This is a genomic window from Mesorhizobium sp. M1C.F.Ca.ET.210.01.1.1 (assembly GCF_004791585.1).
In the GTDB taxonomy this organism is placed as follows: domain Bacteria; phylum Pseudomonadota; class Alphaproteobacteria; order Rhizobiales; family Rhizobiaceae; genus Mesorhizobium.
Window position 1 is genome coordinate 1 of the sequence record NZ_SRUU01000013.1, and the last position, 15,228, is coordinate 15,228.

At 64.6% G+C, this 15,228-nt stretch carries 16 protein-coding genes; 2 read left to right on the top strand and 14 right to left on the bottom strand.

Features of this window, described 5'->3' with window-relative positions:
• Positions 1-234: 234 nt before the first annotated feature.
• Both EN853_RS16275 and EN853_RS16280 read right to left on the bottom strand, forming a co-directional pair.
• A complete protein-coding gene (locus EN853_RS16275) occupies positions 235-642 on the bottom strand; it encodes a carboxymuconolactone decarboxylase family protein (protein ID WP_127860915.1) in 408 nt (135 codons plus the stop codon).
• A 116-nt stretch (positions 643-758) separates the two neighbouring features.
• Entirely contained in the window at positions 759-2,204 is a 1,446-nt protein-coding gene (locus tag EN853_RS16280) for a DHA2 family efflux MFS transporter permease subunit (protein WP_127860936.1), read from the bottom strand.
• Between the two features lie 115 nt (positions 2,205-2,319).
• Here EN853_RS16280 and EN853_RS16285 point away from each other — a divergent pair, with 115 nt between their 5' ends.
• Positions 2,320-3,321 carry an ornithine cyclodeaminase family protein gene (locus EN853_RS16285; protein WP_127860914.1) on the top strand — a complete coding sequence of 334 codons (1,002 nt, stop codon included), beginning with the start codon at positions 2,320-2,322 and terminating at the stop codon, positions 3,319-3,321.
• On the top strand, positions 3,318-4,823 hold the full coding sequence (gene hutH / locus EN853_RS16290) for a histidine ammonia-lyase (RefSeq protein WP_127860913.1): 1,506 nt from the start codon (positions 3,318-3,320) through the stop codon (positions 4,821-4,823). Before EN853_RS16285 ends, hutH begins: the two co-directional genes overlap by 4 nt.
• A gap of 98 nt (positions 4,824-4,921) precedes the next feature.
• Here hutH and EN853_RS16295 read toward each other — a convergent pair whose 3' ends face one another.
• From EN853_RS16295 to EN853_RS16345, 12 genes are all read right to left on the bottom strand, one after another.
• Positions 4,922-5,725 carry a 3-methyl-2-oxobutanoate hydroxymethyltransferase gene (locus EN853_RS16295; RefSeq protein WP_127860912.1) on the bottom strand — a complete coding sequence of 268 codons (804 nt, stop codon included), beginning with the start codon at positions 5,723-5,725 and terminating at the stop codon, positions 4,922-4,924.
• 37 nt (positions 5,726-5,762) lie between these two features.
• Positions 5,763-6,077, bottom strand: coding sequence for a MocE family 2Fe-2S type ferredoxin (locus tag EN853_RS16300; protein ID WP_127860911.1), 315 nt, complete (start codon positions 6,075-6,077; stop codon positions 5,763-5,765).
• Between the two features lie 45 nt (positions 6,078-6,122).
• Positions 6,123-7,217, bottom strand: coding sequence for a fatty acid desaturase family protein (locus EN853_RS16305; protein WP_127860910.1), 1,095 nt, complete (start codon positions 7,215-7,217; stop codon positions 6,123-6,125).
• Positions 7,218-7,234: 17 nt separating this feature from the next.
• Positions 7,235-8,149 carry a sugar phosphate isomerase/epimerase gene (locus EN853_RS16310; protein ID WP_127860909.1) on the bottom strand — a complete coding sequence of 305 codons (915 nt, stop codon included), beginning with the start codon at positions 8,147-8,149 and terminating at the stop codon, positions 7,235-7,237.
• Between the two features lie 51 nt (positions 8,150-8,200).
• Complete coding sequence (locus tag EN853_RS16315; RefSeq protein WP_127860908.1) at positions 8,201-9,289, bottom strand: Gfo/Idh/MocA family oxidoreductase; 1,089 nt, start codon at positions 9,287-9,289, stop codon at positions 8,201-8,203.
• A gap of 87 nt (positions 9,290-9,376) precedes the next feature.
• Positions 9,377-10,444, bottom strand: coding sequence for an ABC transporter ATP-binding protein (locus tag EN853_RS16320; RefSeq protein WP_127860907.1), 1,068 nt, complete (start codon positions 10,442-10,444; stop codon positions 9,377-9,379).
• Complete coding sequence (locus EN853_RS16325; protein WP_127860906.1) at positions 10,444-11,232, bottom strand: ABC transporter permease; 789 nt, start codon at positions 11,230-11,232, stop codon at positions 10,444-10,446. The genes EN853_RS16320 and EN853_RS16325 overlap by 1 nt, the downstream gene beginning before the upstream one ends.
• On the bottom strand, positions 11,232-12,101 hold the full coding sequence (locus EN853_RS16330; protein ID WP_127860905.1) for an ABC transporter permease: 870 nt from the start codon (positions 12,099-12,101) through the stop codon (positions 11,232-11,234). Before EN853_RS16330 ends, EN853_RS16325 begins: the two co-directional genes overlap by 1 nt.
• Positions 12,102-12,128: 27 nt before the next feature.
• Positions 12,129-12,833, bottom strand: a complete 705-nt coding sequence (locus tag EN853_RS16335) for an extracellular solute-binding protein (RefSeq protein ID WP_245517041.1) — start codon at positions 12,831-12,833, stop codon at positions 12,129-12,131.
• Positions 12,820-13,188, bottom strand: coding sequence for a hypothetical protein (locus EN853_RS34600; protein WP_245517043.1), 369 nt, complete (start codon positions 13,186-13,188; stop codon positions 12,820-12,822). Before EN853_RS34600 ends, EN853_RS16335 begins: the two co-directional genes overlap by 14 nt.
• Positions 13,189-13,229: 41 nt before the next feature.
• Positions 13,230-14,198, bottom strand: coding sequence for a PfkB family carbohydrate kinase (locus tag EN853_RS16340; protein ID WP_127860904.1), 969 nt, complete (start codon positions 14,196-14,198; stop codon positions 13,230-13,232).
• Positions 14,195-15,226 (bottom strand): ADP-ribosylglycohydrolase family protein, encoded by a 1,032-nt coding sequence (locus tag EN853_RS16345; protein ID WP_127860903.1) that lies wholly within the window; start codon positions 15,224-15,226, stop codon positions 14,195-14,197. The genes EN853_RS16340 and EN853_RS16345 overlap by 4 nt, the downstream gene beginning before the upstream one ends.
• Positions 15,227-15,228 lie beyond the last annotated feature (2 nt).

Here is a 15,228-nt window from a genome sequence, read left to right on the forward strand (position 1 = left end):
AGATCCCAGGCTCATCCACGGTTGTAACCGAAGGGGTTTCGGGCGACTTCGCCAAGCCTCGAATCGGATGGCCGTCCGGTTCGAGGCTCAGTCGCTCTTCTCGCACAAATCTCTGTTCGTGCAGATATAAGGGGTGTTCCAGCGGAGTGAGAGGCTGGTGTCTTCTGGAACACTCCTCATCCGTCTCCTTCGGCGACACCTTCTCCCACAAGGGGAGAAGGGAAAGCCGGCGCTTCACCTCACCTCGAATTGCGGATCGAGCTGGATCTGCATCGCCGTGACGAGGTGGTTGGTTTGGCCGGCGAGCCCGATGATCGACACCAGCTCGCCATGCTGCGCGTCGGTCATGCCCTTGGCCCTGGCCGCGGCCGTATGCGAGTGAATGCAATAGGAACAGCCATTGGCGGTCGAGACCGCGATATAGATCATCTCCTTGGTCAGCGGATCGATGGCGCTGTCGGCGACCATCACCGCCTTGAGCTGCTCCCACACCCGCTTCAGCGCCGCCGGATCGTTGGCGAGCCCGCGCCAGAAATTGTTGACGAAATCGGATTTGCGCGTCGCGCGGATATCGTCGAACACGGCCTTCACCGCCGGGATTTGTTCCGCTTCGGCATCGCTGAGAAGTCTTGTGGTGGCCATGATGTGGTCCTTTCGGTCGAATCGTTGCGCAAGGTTTCTGAATCGGGTCCTTAACGACTGCTGCCAATCTGTTGGCCGGATTCAAGTTTTCGGCACCGAAAACAATGTTGCCGGCATCAATTTTCCTGGGCGTGCCCGGAGACCTCGGCTCCGGCGGATGGCGGCAGAACCATGAAACGGAACGACGCCACGAGCCCGATCAGGCCGATCGCGATGAATGCGATTCTGAAGTCGGCGAGATCGGGTGCCGCTTCGCCTCTGGCGATCTGCGACAGGTTGAGGATCGCCGCCGCAATCGCCACGCCGAACAGCATCGATATCTGCTGCAGCATGCTGGAAAGCGTCGCCGCCGAGCTTCGCTGCGCCCCGCCGATATCGGCGAAGGCGAGCGTGTTCAGCGCCGTGAACTGCATCGAGCGCGACAGCCCGGCGACCAGCATCAGCGCCACCACCAGCGCCAGCGGCGTTTGCGGCGAGATCGCCCCGCAGGCCATGATCGCCAGCGAGGCGATCAGCCCGTTGACGATCAGTACGCGGCGGAAGCCGAAGCGCCTGAGCGTCGGCGTGGTCACCGCCTTCATGCCGAGATTGCCGAGGAAATAGGCGAGGATCAGCAAGCCCGCATCGACTGGGCGCATTCCGAAGCCCACCTGGAAGAGCAGCGGCAGGAGGAAGGGGGTTGCACTGACCGCGATGCGGAAGATCGTGCCTGCCGACAGCGTCGAGACGGCGAAAGTCAGCACCTTGAAGGCGGAAAGATCGAGCAGTGGATGCGGCGCTCGCAGGAGTTGGCGCACCGCCAGCCCGCCGATCGCAACGCCGGCGGCAATCAGCGCCACTGTCGGCTGCATGCCGCTCTCGGGATGCGCAAGGCGCTCCAGCCCATAGAGCATCACTGCCAGGCCGAGCGAGGTGAGGAAGAAGCCCGGCCAGTCGAGCGGCCTGGCCTCGGAGTCGCGGTCGCCCGGCACGAAGCGCGCGACCAGCAGCAGTCCGGCCAGTCCTAGCGGGACGTTGATGAAGAAGTTCCAGTGCCAGGAGAGATAGGTGGTGATGAAGCCGCCGAGCACTGGCCCGACCACCGGCGCGAACAAAGCCGGCCACGTGATCAGCGCCGTGGCATTGAGCAGTTCCGATTTAGCGGCATTGCGCAGCACCAGGATGCGGCCGACCGGCGTCATCAGCGCGCTGCCCAGGCCCTGCACGATGCGGGCGGCGACGAACCCGGTCAGGGTCTGCGAAAAGCCGCAGGCGATGGAGGCCACCGTGAACAGCGCGATGGCGACGAGGAAGACGTTGCGGGCGCCAAACCGGTCGGCGAGCCAGGCCGACAGCGGCACGAACACCGCCATGGTCAGCATGTATGCGGTGATGCCGATGCTCATCGCCACCGCCGGCACGCCGAACGACTGGCCCATCTGCGGCAGCGACGTCGAGATGATCGTCGAATCGAGCAGTTGCATGAAGAAGGCGACGGCGACGATCAGCGCGACGCGCCGTGCCTGGCGCGTCGCGATCGGCACGGGCCGGGACAAGTCCTCGTTGTCGGGAATGCTGGTCATGACGCGCTGGTTGAACAGCATATGGCTGAACCAGTCCAGAGTTTATCCAACAAACTTTCGTGTCGCCTCGCCGCCTGTTATGGGAGGAGCGGGGCTGGAAGGGAAGAATGCGCGCATGAAGCCCATCTATATCGACTACCTCAATGCGCTCGACATCGAGGCGCTGGCGATGACCGATGCCGAGATCATCGGCGCCGTCGAAGCCGGGCTCGTCGCCCAGGGCAGCGGCCGGACGGTGATCGAACCGCGCGTCCATCTCGAGCCAGACCCGTCCTTCCACGGCCATTTCAACGTGCTGCGCGGCTATGTGGCCCCGCTCGATGCGGCCGGCGTGAAGATCGTCGGCGACTATGTCGACAACTACCTGCACGGCCTGCCGTCGGAGTTCGGCATCCTCAACCTCTTCGATCCGCGCACCGGCACGCCGCGCGCCATCCTGGACGCCACCGTCATCACCGACATGCGCACCGGCGCGGTCACCGCCATCGGCGCCAAGCATCTGGCGAAGAAGTCGTCGAAGGTGCTCGGCCACATCGGCGCGCGCGGCACGGCCTACTGGAACGTGCGCCTGCTCGACCACCTCTTCGACTTCGACGAGATCCGCATCCATTCGCGCCGCCCGGAAAGCCGCGATGGCTTCGCGGCGAAGCTTGCCGCCGATCTCGGCAAGCCGGTCATGGCCATGGCGGACTGGAAAACCTGCGTCGAAGGCGCCGACATCGTCGTCGAGGCCTCGCGGCTGCCGGAACCGCAGCCGCTGCTCAAGACCGAATGGATAAAGCGGGGCGCGCTGGTCGTGCCCTATGGCACGATGAGCGCGGTTGAACTGTCCTTGACCGACATCATGCAAAAGATCGTCGTCGACGACTGGGGCCAGTGCAAGGGCGGCAAGTTCGGTTCGCTGCGCGCCCATGTCGAGACCGGGCGGTTGAGCGAGGCGACGCTCCACGCCGAGCTCGGCCAGATCGCGGCCGGCCTCAAGCCGGGCCGGCAAAGCGACGGCGAGACGATCCTGTTCTGGCATCGCGGCCTGTCGCTTTCCGATATCGCGCTGGGCAAGGCGATGCTGGTCAAGGCCGGCGAGAACGGCATCGGCCAGAGGCTGCGCTTCGCATGAGCCCGCTCGTCCTCACCGGTGCCGGCGTCAGCATCGAGGATGTTTCGTCCGTGGCGCGCGCCGGCTGCAAGGTCGAGGTCACCCCGACGGTCATCGAGAAACTGGGCAAGGCGCGCAAGGTGCTCGATGAGGCCGCCGTTGGTGGCCAGCAGATCTATGGGCTGAACACCGGCCTCGGCGCCAATCTCGGCACCACGGTCGAAGGCGATGCCGGGGCGTTCCAGCGTCAGCTTCTCGACGGGCGTGGCGCCGCGGTCGGCGATGTGTTGCCAATCCAGATCGTGCGGGCGGCGATGTTTGCCCGCATCGCAATGCTCGCGGCGGGCGGTTCCGGTCTGTCGCCCCATGTCTTCACCGCCCTCGTCGATGCGCTTAACGCTGGCGTCCACCCGGCCATGCCCTCGCTCGGCTCGATCGGTGCTGGCGACCTGGTGCTGATGACGGCGATCGCCCACATGTTGATCGGCGAAGGCGACGCCGACTATCAGAGCCGCCGCATGCCGTCGGCCAAGGCGCTGATGATGGCGCGCCTCGCGCCGGTCAGCCTGGCGCCCAAGGATGGGCTGTCGCTGATCAACGCTTCCGCCGTTTCCACCGGCGCCGGCGCCCTGGCGCTCACCGATGCGCTGTCGGCGCTCGAGCAGCAGCAGCAGGCCGGCGCGCTCACCATGGAGGCGCTGGGTGCCAACCGCACCATCCTTGACCAGCGCCTTCATCTGGCGCGGCCGGGCGCCTGCCAGCAGGTCGCGGCGAAGGCGCTGCGCGACCTGCTCGCCCGCGACGACGCGCCGGCAGCGACCACCATTCAGGATCCGTTGTCGATCCGCTGCATGCCGTCGATCCATGGCGCGCTGATCCAGGCGATCGACCATGCGCGGCTCGCGGTCGAGATCGAGCTCAACGCCGCCGCCGACAACCCGCTGGTGCTCGTCGAAGACGCGCTGGTGCTGTCGACCGGCAATTTCCACACCGCCGCGCTCGCACTGGCTTTCGAGACGCTCGGTCTGGCCATTGCCCAATGCGCGGCGGCTTCTGCCGCCCGCTTCATCCAGCTCACCGGTTCGGGCCGCAACGGGCTGCCGAAATACCTCTCGCCCGTCGGCGGCGCCTCGGCCGGCTTCGTGCCGCTGCAGAAGACCGTGACGGCGGTCCTCGCCGCGATCCGCCACAAGGCCAACCCGGTGATGCTCGACTTCCTGCCCGTGTCCGAGGGCGTCGAGGATCACGCCACGCAGACACCGCTTGCCGTGGCGAAATGCGCCGAGATGATCGCGCTGTGGCGGCGGCTGATCGCCTTCGAACTGATGGCGGCGGCGCAGGCTGTCGACCTGCGCGAAGGGCTGACGCTGGCGCCGGCCACCGGCGCGATCCACGCGGCTGTCCGCACGCACGTACCGACGCTCAACGAAGACCGGCCGCTCGGCCCCAATGCCGACGCGCTCCACGCCGTGCTCGCCGACGGGTATTGGCGCCCTGCGGTGCACCAGATACTGCTCGTCTAGAGCAATTCGAGGAAAAGCGTGTAACGGTTTTCCGTCCGGAATTGCGTAAAAACAAATACTTAGAGCGGTCCGGCGATTTTATGGATCACTGAAACGCTCTAAGCTTTCTCATCCACCTTCTTCATGAAGAGGCTGAGCTCGTTCGGATCCATATGCACGACATGCCGGTCTTCCGGATAGGCGCCGCTGTTGACGTCGGCGACATATTCCGAGAATGCCGCGATGCGCTCCGCCTGAAGCCGGTCGTATTCGGCGGCGAAGTTGCGATAGACTTTCGAGTGGCGAGGCATGTGACCGCGATTGGCGCCGAGAATATCTTCGGCGAATAGGTATTGGGCATCGCAGCCCGTGCCCGCGCCCATCGACAGCATGATCAGCGAGGTGCGCTCGCAGATCGCCTTCGCCACTTCGACCGGCACCACCTCGATCTCGGCGCCGATCGCACCGGCGGCCTCGAGCTGCTTCACCGCCTCGAACACCTGCATGGCGGTGTCGGCGGTCTTGCCGACGGCCTTGAACCCGCCGGTCCAGGTGGCGCGCGACGGGATCAGGCCGACATGGCTAATGACAGGAATGGCGTCGTCGGCCATCCGCTTGATGGTGGCATGGCCGGCGCTGCAATAGACGGCGTCGGCTCCCGCCTTGTAGAGCCGGAACGACCAGCGCAGGAAATCGTCCGCCGTGCCGATCTCGAAGAAGTTCTCGCCCGGCATGGTGAAGAGGCTGGGCGCTGCATCGCGGTACTCAGGGTTGAGCACCAGTTCCGGCGGCACCGAGACGATGTCGATGCCGGCGCGCTCAGCGGCTTCGGCCTCATCGAGCGTCAGCACGCGCAGCATGGTCAGCTGTCGCTTGCCCTTCATGGCGCGCAGATCGGCCACGGTCGGTCTCTTTCGGCTCATTGATTTGTGTTCCTTATGCTTGGGGCGTTTCGGCGGCTCAGCCGATATCGATCATCACCTTGCCGTCCTCGACCTTGACTGGATAAGTCTTGAGGTCGACGCAGACCGGCGCGCCCTTGGCCTGGCCGGTCTTGTAGTTGAAGCGGCCATTGTGCTTCGGGCATTCGATGATGTCGTCCATCACCAACCCATCGGCCAAATGCGCCTTCTCATGCGTGCAGAAGCCGTCGGTGGCAAAGAACTCGTCGTCCGGTGAGCGGTAGATCGCGAAGCTGCGGCCGCCATGGTCGAAGCGGATCACATCCTCCTCGTCCACGTCGTCCACCGCGCATGCTTCGACCCAGTCCGCCATCTCATTCTTCTCCTGATCGGTTCGCTCCGAGCAGATCCCGGAACCTTATTCGGCCGCAGCCGCCGCCACGTCGACTTGGTGGAACTCACAGCGATAGGGCTTGGCCGTCGGCGGCAATTCGCGCTTGAGGTAGTAATCCTCATATTTCAGCTGCCTGAGCAGCACCGGCCAGACCTCGCGATAGGCGTGCCACACCGACGGGTTCGGCTGCGGCAGGTCGTGCTTGATCAGCTCATGCAGTCTCGGCAGCGCGTGGTAGGGCACCATCGGGAACATGTGGTGTTCCACATGGTAGTTCATGTTCCAGTAGATGAACCGGCTGACCGGGTTCATGTAGACAGTGCGCGTGTTGAGCCGGTGGTCGGTGACGTTGTCGGCCAGCCCGATATGCTGCAGCAGGCCGGTCATCACCATGTGCCAGGTGCCATAAAGGCGCGGCAGGCCGATCAGCACCAGCGGTATCCATGACCCGAGCGCGATCGCGACAGCGATCGTCGCGATATACACAACCATATGCCAGCTCGCCGCGACAACCGCCTTCCCCTGCTCCACCTCCGGGATGTAGCTCTTCTCCTCGTCCGACAATTTGCCGAGGGCCTGGCGCACCAGTGTCGGCAGCGAATAGCGGAAGTCGAGGATGCCGGTGAAGGCCAAAGCCGCCTTGAGCAAATCCGGCGGCCGCATGACGGAGATCTCCGCGTCGCGACCGACGATGATCGTATCGGTGTGGTGGCGGGCATGGCTCCAGCGCCATTGCACCGGATTGCGCATCAGCATGAACGAGGCGATGTGGTAGACGACGTCGTTCATCCAGCGCGTGCGAAACGCCGTGCCGTGGCCGCATTCGTGCCAACGCGAGTCGCTCGACGAGCCGTAGAGAACGCCATAGACGAACAGGAACGGCACGACCCACCACATGCCCCAGAACCAGATGATGCCGGCGGCCGAGCCCAGGATCGCGGCGATCCAGATGACGGTGTCGCGGATCGCCGGCCCGTCCGAACGCTGCATCAGCTCCTTCATGGTCCTGCGCGCCACGTCGGTATGGTACCACTCGGCCGATGCCAGCCCGGTTTCGATCGCCCTACGCGTGCTTTCGCCGACAAGGCTGTAATCGCGCTTCGTCCCGGCGGCCGTCATCGTCACCTCCCCGGCCGTCAAAGCCCGTTGGCCCGGAATTTCCCGTCGAGGAATGTCTTCGCGCGCGGCACGTCGTCCTCGGAGAGATGCTCGATGATCACCGGAATGTTGGGATGCTTCTCGCTGAGCCGCTTGAGGTAGAGGTCGTAGTTGAGCGCACCGAGCCCCGGCGCCGGCAATTCGATCTCGCCGACGCCGCGGAAGGTCAGCCCTTCATGCGCATCCGCGTCGCCGATATGGGCATGTTTCTCCGTCTTGTCGCTGCCCGAGCGCTTCACGTCCTTGGCATGCGCGATCTTGATCTTGTCGGTCAGCGTGTCGAACACCTGGTTCAGCACCTGATCCATCCGGTCGATGTTGTGCGCCTCGAAATAGTTGGTCGGGTCCATCAACAGGCCAAGGCCGGGATGGTCGACCTGCGCGAACATCCTGACCGTCTCCTCGACCGAGCCGACGACATTGTTGACATAGGTCTCGAGCAAGAAGACCGCCCCGTGATCATACGCCGTCTGCGCGAGGTCGGAGATCACCTTGCGACATTCCTCGAAGCCTTCCTCGGTCTTGTTCCTCGGATCATGCACCCAGTCGGACTCGGTGTTGTAGGTGCCGGTTTCCGAGATAACATAAGGTGAGCCGAACTCGCGCGCATTGCGGATGATCTCTTTGAGATAGGCGAGCCGCTTCTCACGTTCGGCTCTGTCCGGATGGATGATGTTGGTGTAGCCGGACACGCAGCAGACCGGCAGGTTATGGTCGCGGAACGTGTCGCGCACCATCCTCGCCTTGTCCCCAGTGATCTGCCCCGCCGACAGGTCGATATCCTTGAAATGCAGGTCGAGTTGCACCGTGTTGAAATCGAGCGCGCGGATGCGCCTGGCGACCTCCTCGAGCTCGTAGGGGAAATAGCCTGTGAAGATCCCTGCCTGCATCATGAGGTGAAGTCCTCCGGGTAAGCGATTCAGTTAACGCGTCTTTCGGTTGCCTCAGTCGACGCGGATTTCGGACAGCCTGATCGTGCGGCCTTCGGCCATCGACCTGTAGCCGGCCTCGACCAGCGCCATCGTCTTGACATTGTCGGCGACAGAGAGCGCCGGCGGCGTGCCGGTCTTCAGCGCATATTGCAGCTGCTCCATGACGCCGATGAAGGCATGCGGGAACCACATCGTGTCCCAGCTTGGGCTGACCCATTTGCCGCCGGTCGTCTCGGTCGAGGCGTAGGTCAGCGTCGAGGCGACGCCCTTCGGCCAGCCGATGGTGCCCTTGGCGACACCCTTCAAGCCGTCGACGCGCCAGTTGATGTGCTGGTCGTCGTGATAACCTTCCTGGCGCGGCCCGGACCAGACGTCCTCCAGCGACACGGCGAGCACGCCGGAGGGAAAGCGCAGCGTCGACACCGTGATGCCGTCGGAATGCGCAAATCGTGTGCGCGGATCCTTGCGCGTCAGCGTGGTGATCTCGTCCGGATCGCCGAACAGGAAGCGCAGCACGTCGAGGTGGTGCACGCTCATATTGGCGAGCGTCAGCCGGTCGTATTCGGCAAGAAAGGTTTGCCAATGCGGGATCGCGTGCATGTCGATCTCGGCAAAGACGATCTCGCCAAGCGCGCCGCTGTCGATGATCTGCTTCAGAACGCGCATCGACTGGTCGTAGCGCATGTTCTGATTGACCGAGAGTATCTTGCCGGAGGCGGCCGCCTCGTCGCGCAGCCTCACCGCTTCCTCGACCGACAGCGCCAGCGGCTTCTGCGCCAGGACCGCCTTGATGTGCTTCTGCTTCAGCGCATGGCGGATCAGCGCAGGCTGCTGGTCGGGCGGGAAGGCAAGGTCGACGATCTCGACGCGATCGTCCTCGATCAATTGCTCAGGCGTGTCGTGGACGGTCGAAATGCCCCAGCGGGCGGCGACCTTCTCGGCATTCGCCTTGGTGCGCGAAGCAATTGCGACAACGGGAAACCCGGCCTCCTTGTAGGCGGCAAGATGGCATTCGGCCATGATCATGCCGGCGCCGATGCAGCCGATCCGGTAATCCTTGACCCGGACCTTTACGTCAGGCTCGAAACCCACATTGGCCATCCATTCCTCCCCGTCGAGGACTGGATATAACGCCATGGTCCGGGCCTCGGCCAAGGCTCGCGCCATCATTTCCCATCAGCCGCAACATCAGTTCGCGGCGATCAGCACCGTGCTGTCCGGCGACCAGCTGAGCACGACGGGTTCCCCTTCGGCCAGGCGTTCGGCGCCGGTGTTCTGGACGATCACCTTCAGCGTCTGCCCATCTCGCTCGACGAAATAGGTGCTGTTGTTGCCGGCGAAGATGCGCTTGGACACCTGGCCCTTGAGCGTGTTGGCATTGCCCGCGTCGAACTTTGCCGTGCCAGCCGAAATCTGGATGCGCTCCGGCCGCACGGCGCAGCTCGCCTTGGCCCCCGCCGGCACCGACGCGCCCGAAGCCGCGTTGATCGTCGTGCCGTCTGGCAGCTTTATGCCGTTGCCGATGGCGTCGCCGCGAAAGATGTTGGCATCGCCTAAGAATGTCGCGGCAAACTCGCTTTGCGGCCGGTCATAGATTTCTTCCGGCGGCCCTTCCTGCACCAGCCGGCCGTCGCGCAGGATGCCGATGCGGTCACTCATCGTCAGCGCCTCTTCCTGGTCGTGCGTGACAAAGATGGTGGTGATACCAATCTCGCGCTGGATGCGTTTCAACTCGATCTGCATGTCGACACGCAGCGCCTTGTCGAGCGCGCCGAGCGGCTCGTCGAGCAACAGCACGCGCGGCTTGGTGACGATGGCCCGCGCCAGTGCCACGCGCTGGCGCTGGCCGCCGGAAAGCTGGTGCGGCCGGCGCCCGCCGAGCTTGCCGAGCTGCACAAGGTCGAGCGCGCGCTGCACTTCCACTGCGATCGTCGCTTTCGGCTCGCCACGCACCGACAGGCCGAAGGCAACATTGTCGGCGACGCTCATATTGGGAAACAGCGCATAGTTCTGGAACACCATGCCGATGCGCCGCTTCTCGACCGGCACGCGCTCGACGCTTTCGCCGCCGATGGCAATGCGGCCAGCGTCGGGAAAGTCGAAACCGGCGATCTGCCTGAGCAGCGTGGTCTTGCCGCTGCCCGACGGCCCGAGCAGCGCGTAGAAGCCGCCGTCGGCGAAATCGATCGAGACATCGTCGAGCGCCTTGTGCGCGCCGAAACTGCGCGAGACATTCGCTACCTGGACGCCTGCCATTATTTCTCTCCGCCGAATTTGAAGAAGCGCGCCGTGAGCAGCATCAGCGCCATCGACACGACGATGATGATCGTCGACACCGCATTGATCTCGGGCGTGAAGCCCTTGCGGATCGCGGCATAGATTTCGACCGGCAGCGTCGTCTGGCCGGGTGTCGACAGGAAATACGAGACCACGAACTGGTCGAACGACACGGCGAAGGCGAACAGCCCGCCTGCGATCACGCCGGGCATGATCCAGGGCAGCGTGACGCGGTTGGTCACCTGCCACTGGTTCGCGCCGAGCGAGCGCGCCGCTTCCTCCAGTTCCGGCGCGAAGGTCTGCAGCCGGGCCGAGACGACGACGATGACGTAAGGCAGCGCCAGCGCGACGTGTCCGAGCAGGATGGCGACCAGCCCGCGGCCGATGCCGATGCCGAAGAAGAAGATCAGCATCGCCGTGCCGGTGATCAGCCAGGGAATGGCGATCGGCGGAAAGAGCAGCGCCTGCAGGAATTTCTTGCCGCGGAACTCGTAGCGATAAAGCGCCAGCGAAGCCATCGACCCCAGCACCGTCGAGATGATGGTGGTGATGACGGCGATCTCGATGCTGTTCCAGGTCGCCGCGATCAGCTGGTCGTTCTGCCAGAGCGAGGCATACCAGTCCGTCGTCCATTCGAGCGGCAGTTGGTAGAAGGGCGAGGCGTTGAACGACATCAGCGCCATGATGATGATCGGCAGGTAGAGGAAGGCGAGCAGCAGGACGATATAGATGCGCCCGACCCATTCGAGGATGCGCGTCGTCGCCATCAGGCGGCCCTCCGCAGCACCGGCGCCGCGAGCCCCAGGATGATGAGGACCACGGCGAGCAGGATGAAGGAGAGCGCCGCACCCAGCGGCCAGTTGAAGACGGCGACGAACTGGTCCTCGATGACGGTGCCATAGAACGTGCCGGTGCGGCCGCCGAGGATGCGCGGCTCCATGAAGGAGCCGACGACCGGCACGAAGATCAGCGCAGCGCCCGCGATCAGGCCGGGCATCGATAGCGGGATGATCACGCGCTTGAGCACCTGCAGCCGCGAGGCGCCGAGCGAACGCCCGGCCTCGATCAGCGAGTCGTCGATGGCCTGCAGCGTCAGGTAGCAGGTCAGCACCATGTAGGGCACGTAGGAGTGCACCAGGCCGATGATGACTGCCGGATAGGAATACATCAGGTCAATGTTGATCTTGAACGGCAGCACGGCGTTGAGCGCCGTATCGAGGATGCCGCCCTCGCGCAGCACCATCGCCCAGGAGAAGATGCGCACCAGCCCGTTCGACCAGAAGGGCAGGATGACAAGCAGGAAGATCGCCTCGCGGCTGCGGCCCTTGAGAACCTTAGCCAGCACATAGGCCGCGGGATAGCCGATGACGACACACCACAGCGTGACCTCGAGGCCGAGCCGCAGCGAAGCCAAAAGAAGCGTCAGATAAAGGCTTTGCGAGAAGAAGGTCGCGTAGTTGCCGAGCGTGAACGCCCATTCCTTCCCGGCCAGCGGCAGGTCGGTCATGAAGGAGAAGAACACCATGGCCGACAGCGGCAGGAAGATCGCCACCGTCAGCCACAGATAGGCGGGAAGGAGAAGCGGCAGGGCGGGCTTCAGTCCACGGCGCGAACCGATCGCGAGCTGCTCAGCCATGAAGTCTCTCCTCCCCGAAAGAGCCGGTTACTTCACGTTGACCTTCAGCTCCTGCCAAAGCGCCAGGTATTTCTCGCGCTGCTCGTCGGTGACCGGCGCCTGGAACTGGATGCGCTTGGCGACCTCGGGGCTGCCCATGACCTTGCGGTTGAAGGCATCCTCTGGCAGCGCCTCGACCGCCTTGGTGTTGGCCGAAACCGGCGCGCCAACCTTGGTGACCCATTCGACGTAGAACTTCGGGTCGATCATGTAGTTGATGAAGGCCTCGGCGCCGGCGACGTTCTTGGAACCGGCGGGAATCGAGAAGGCGTCGAGCCAGGCAACGGCGCCTTCCTGCGGAATGACCAGCGAGACCGGCAGCTTGAAATGCGTCTTGGCGCGGTCGGCCGAACCGCTCCAATAGGTGCCGATGTCGATCTGGTTGGAAGCGACCATCTGGTTCCAGTCGTTCTCAGAGCTCCAGAAGGTCTTGATCTGCGGCATCAGCGAGGTGAGCTTCGTCTTGACCGCGTCCATATCCTTGATGTCGTTTATGTTCTGGCCGCTGGCAATCGCCCCGAACTGCACCGCCTCGACGGCGTCGTCGCGGATGACGACGCGGCCCTTATGCGCCGGATCCCACATCTCCGCGATGCTCGTCGGCGGTTTGTCGAAGGACTTTTCGTTGATGGCGAGAGCAGTCAGCCCCCACACCCACGGCACACCATAGACCTTGCCGTCATGGTTGAGCATCGGCGATGCTTGCCTTGTCCTTGGCTATGTCGGCGTAGTTGGAAAGCTTCGAGGCATCGATCGGCTGGATCAGCTTGCCGGCCATCGCCTGATCGTTGAAGGCGGCGTTGATCATGACGACGTCGTAGAGGCCGGGATTGGTCCTGAGCTTCGTCAGCATCTCCTGTTCGGAGTTGAAGAAGTCGTTGACCACCTTGAAGCCGGTCGCCTTCTCGAAGTTGGCGACAGCCCACGGCTCGTCGGCACCGTAGCCCTTCCAGTTGAGCACATGCACTTCTTCGGCGGCCTGAGCGGCCAGGGCTGAGGCGAAGACGGCGGTCGCCGTCAGAAAAGCGGTCAGTTTGGGCATGCGCATGTTTGTTTTCCTCTCATTGTTCGCCCGATTTGACGGGCTTGTTAAGTTGCAGTCGCTTCCTCCCAGCCATGCGCGGCTTGATCGCGATGGCTCAGGAATTCCTGGATTTCTTGATCTGTCGGCGCCGATGAGCCGCCATGGCGCGTCACCGCGAGGGCGGCCGCGGCATTGGCATAGCGGGCCGCCTCGCAAGGCGACTGGCCGCGCGACAAAGCGCTGACGAAGGCGCCGATATGCGTATCGCCGGCGCCGTTGGTGTCGACGGCTGCGACCTCGAAGCCAGGGATCGCCCGCGCGCCGCCGTCGGCCTGCCGCACCAGGCAGCCCCGCGCGCCGGCGCGGATCACGACGCCCGCAGCTTTCGGGCAGTGCTCGGCCAGAATTCGTATCGCAACGGTCTGCGCATCGCCCGAGCCAGCGATCTCAGCCGCCTCGTCGGTGTTGCAGCTCAGCCAGGTCGTGCGGGCAAGCACCCTGTCCAGGATCGGGCGGGGAATCTCCGCGACCACCGGCGTCGGATCGAGCACGAACGGAACTTCCGCCGGCAGCGCCTCGATCCAGTCGGCAAGCACATCGCGGCTGCCGGGATAGCTCAGCGTGTAGCCCGAAGCAAAAACCCAATCGCCTGGGGCGACTTGGACGGGCGCCATCATGTCGAGCGTGAGGTGGCTCTCGGCCCCCGGCCATGAGACGAAGGTACGCTCCGCATCGCCGCTGATCATGGCGACGCAATTGCCGCTGTCCATCAAGGGCGATGGCGGCGTCAGCGTCTCGATGCCTTCGGCGGCGAAAGCCGCTCGCAGGAAGTCACCATCCGCCCCAGTGCCGAGTTGTCCGCCGAACACCGCCCTCATGCCGGTGCGGCTCGCCGCGACCATCATGTTGAAGCCGCCGCCGGCGACCCGGGCGTAGCTCGTCGCGGTCTTTTCGGTGCCGGGCGCCGGCAAGGCGTCGATGCGATAGACGTAATCCACCACAGCGCTGCCGACATGAACGAGGCGCCGGCTCATGCGACGGCCTCCTTGCCGGAGCGGATTTCTGCCGCTCGCGCCGCGACGAGATCGGCGGCCAACGCGCGAACCTCGGCGAGATCGATGCCGTGCAACTTCGCAATGCGATCCTGCGGCAGGCGCGACAGACCTGAACAAGCGCCGGCCATGCCGGCGGCGATGGCGCCGATCGTGTCGGTGTCGCCACCGAGATTGGCGCTGATGACCGCAGCGCGCCAGGCGTCGCCTTCCGCGACCTCCAGCACGGCGAACGCCGCCGGAACCGATTCCTGGCTGGCGACGCCGGTGCCGATCAGATCGACGATCAGCCCGACCGCCTCCTTCTCCGGCTTGCCGCGCACCAGTTCCTGAGCCCAGGCGATCCGCGCGGCGATGTTGCCGCCGGTAACCCAATGGCCGAGCGTGGCACCAAGCTCTGCCGCCGCGACGGCATGGCCGGAGGCGGCACGCCAGTCGCCGCCCGAAACGCCGAGACTGACGGCGGCAGCGACGGCGGCAGCGGAGGCGATCGCGATCGCCGTATTGTGGGTAGCCCGGCAGGTTTCCGCGACTTTCGCAACCAGCGCATCGAGCGGTTCCGGGGGCATCATGATGCCGACCGGCGCGATGCGCATCGCGGCGCCATTGGTGTCGCCGTTTCGCCCCGCCTCTTCCGCCGGCACGCCGTCATTGATGGCGTCGATGGCCCGTTTGGTCGATGGCCCGAGCAGGTCATAGCTGCCGCGCGCCTTCACGTCGCGCTCCCAATCGAGCAGCGCGTTGACCCAGCGCGCATGATCGAAGCGCTCGCCGGAGCCGACCAGGATGCGGCCAAGCAAGAGCGCCTGCTCCGTGTCGTCGGTGATGGCGCCGGCCGGCAGGCCCTTCGACACCGGATGGTCGGCGGCGGGCGCGACGAAATCCTCGACATGACCGTAAAGCTCCGCGATGCGGGCGGGCGACAGAAGCTGCGTCGGCATGCCGAGCGCGTCGCCAAGCGCGCCGCCGATCAGTGCGCCCATTGCCCGGTCAAGCGCATCGGCCGCCATGC

Coding starts and splice junctions, on each gene's coding strand:
- EN853_RS16295 (WP_127860912.1), bottom strand. CDS start 5,725: ATGAGCCGAAAGAGACCGACCGTGGCCGATCTGCGCGCCATGAAGGGC.
- EN853_RS34600 (WP_245517043.1), bottom strand. CDS start 13,188: ATGCGCATGCCCAAACTGACCGCTTTTCTGACGGCGACCGCCGTCTTC.
- EN853_RS16330 (WP_127860905.1), bottom strand. CDS start 12,101: ATGGCTGAGCAGCTCGCGATCGGTTCGCGCCGTGGACTGAAGCCCGCC.
- EN853_RS16285 (WP_127860914.1), top strand. CDS start 2,320: ATGAAGCCCATCTATATCGACTACCTCAATGCGCTCGACATCGAGGCG.
- EN853_RS16320 (WP_127860907.1), bottom strand. CDS start 10,444: ATGGCAGGCGTCCAGGTAGCGAATGTCTCGCGCAGTTTCGGCGCGCAC.
- EN853_RS16345 (WP_127860903.1), bottom strand. CDS start 15,226: ATGGCGGCCGATGCGCTTGACCGGGCAATGGGCGCACTGATCGGCGGC.
- EN853_RS16335 (WP_245517041.1), bottom strand. CDS start 12,833: ATGCTCAACCATGACGGCAAGGTCTATGGTGTGCCGTGGGTGTGGGGG.
- EN853_RS16300 (WP_127860911.1), bottom strand. CDS start 6,077: ATGGCGGACTGGGTCGAAGCATGCGCGGTGGACGACGTGGACGAGGAG.
- EN853_RS16340 (WP_127860904.1), bottom strand. CDS start 14,198: ATGAGCCGGCGCCTCGTTCATGTCGGCAGCGCTGTGGTGGATTACGTC.
- EN853_RS16275 (WP_127860915.1), bottom strand. CDS start 642: ATGGCCACCACAAGACTTCTCAGCGATGCCGAAGCGGAACAAATCCCG.
- EN853_RS16315 (WP_127860908.1), bottom strand. CDS start 9,289: ATGGCCAATGTGGGTTTCGAGCCTGACGTAAAGGTCCGGGTCAAGGAT.
- EN853_RS16325 (WP_127860906.1), bottom strand. CDS start 11,232: ATGGCGACGACGCGCATCCTCGAATGGGTCGGGCGCATCTATATCGTC.
- EN853_RS16280 (WP_127860936.1), bottom strand. CDS start 2,204: ATGACCAGCATTCCCGACAACGAGGACTTGTCCCGGCCCGTGCCGATC.
- EN853_RS16305 (WP_127860910.1), bottom strand. CDS start 7,217: ATGACGGCCGCCGGGACGAAGCGCGATTACAGCCTTGTCGGCGAAAGC.
- hutH (WP_127860913.1), top strand. CDS start 3,318: ATGAGCCCGCTCGTCCTCACCGGTGCCGGCGTCAGCATCGAGGATGTT.
- EN853_RS16310 (WP_127860909.1), bottom strand. CDS start 8,149: ATGATGCAGGCAGGGATCTTCACAGGCTATTTCCCCTACGAGCTCGAG.